Consider the following 1,453-nt stretch of genomic DNA (forward strand, 5'->3'; position numbering starts at 1 on the left):
CGGCGCGCCGGCCATCGTCGGCGCCGGCACGGCGACCGAACAACTCGAGGACGGTCAACTCGTCACGATCGACGGCGAGAAGGGCAGTGTCACCGAGGGGACCGTGGCCCCCGACGAACAGACCGACGCCGTCGAAACGGTCCGCCCCGAAAACCCCGTCAAACCGATGACGGCGACGGAGGTCAAAGTGAACGTCTCGATCCCCGAGGCGGGCGAGCGCGCCGCGGCCACCGGGGCCGACGGCGTCGGCCTGCTCCGGATGGAGCATATGATCCTCTCGACGAACAAGACGCCGGAGCGCTACATCGAGGACCACGGCGAGGACGCCTACGTCGAGGAGATCGTCGACGGCGTCCGCGGTGTCGCCGACGAGTTCTATCCGCGCCCGGTCCGGGTCCGGACGCTCGATGCGCCGACGGACGAGTTCCGGCAGATGGAGGGCGGCGAGTCCGAACCCCACGAGCACAACCCGATGCTCGGTTACCGGGGGATCAGGCGGAGCCTCGATCGGCCGGAGTTCTTCAAACACGAACTCGAGGCGTTCCGGCGGCTCTTCGAGATGGGCTACGACAACGTCGAGGTCATGTTCCCCCTCGTCAACGACGCCGAGGACGTCGTTCGCGCGCGGAACCTGATGGCTGAGGCCGGCGTCGACCCCGAGAAGCGCTCTTGGGGCGTGATGGTCGAGACCCCCTCGGCGGCGCTGTCGATCGAGGAGATGGCCGAAGCCGGGATCGACTTCGCCTCCTTCGGCACGAACGACCTCACCCAGTACACGCTCGCGGTCGACCGGAACAACGAACACGTCGCCGACCGCTTCGACGAGCTCCACCCATCGGTGTTGCGGCTGATCGGCGATACGATCGAGACCTGCCGCGAGTACGACGTCGCGACGAGCATCTGTGGGCAGGCTGGCTCGAAGCCGGAGATGGTCCGGTTCCTCGTCAACGAGGGCGTCTCGTCGATCTCGGCGAACATCGACGCCGTCCGGGACGTCCAACACGAGGTCAAACGGAAAGAACAGAAGCTGCTGCTCGACTCGATCCGGTAATCCGGGTCGACGACCGTCGAAAACACAACCGATAAACCCCACGCGCCGCTGAAACGGAGTATGCAGCGGGCCGAACCGCAGGAATTCTCCCGAGTATTGTCGTCGATGTGTACCGAACCGCATCCGACGGCCCGCGAGGCGGCCGAGCAGTTTCTGGCGAGCAACCCCGGCGATCCCGGCACCTACGGGACGGTCTCGACGCTCGAACGCGAGGCCGTCGACCGGCTCGGGACCGTCGCCGAACTCGCGGACCCGGCCGGCTACATCGCCTCCGGCGGGACGGAGTCGAACGTCCAGGCGATCCGGCTGGCCCGCAACCGGGCCGACACCCGAACGCCGAACTTCGTCGCCCCCGAGTCCGCGCACTTCTCGTTCCGCAAGGCCGCCGGCGTATTGGGCGTC

1 protein-coding gene and 1 pseudogene are annotated in these 1,453 nt (G+C 67.3%); both read left to right on the top strand.

The window, feature by feature from the left end:
* Nucleotides 1-1,051 (top strand): putative PEP-binding protein (locus DP106_RS15035; RefSeq protein ID WP_303645866.1); only part of this gene is annotated, 1,051 nt, incomplete at its 5' end.
* 60 nt (nucleotides 1,052-1,111) lie between these two features.
* Nucleotides 1,112-1,453, top strand: a pseudogene (locus tag DP106_RS15040) (tyrosine decarboxylase MfnA); the annotation flags it as partial.

This window comes from Halonotius pteroides, assembly GCF_003605635.1.
GTDB classification, from domain to species: domain Archaea; phylum Halobacteriota; class Halobacteria; order Halobacteriales; family Haloferacaceae; genus Halonotius; species Halonotius pteroides.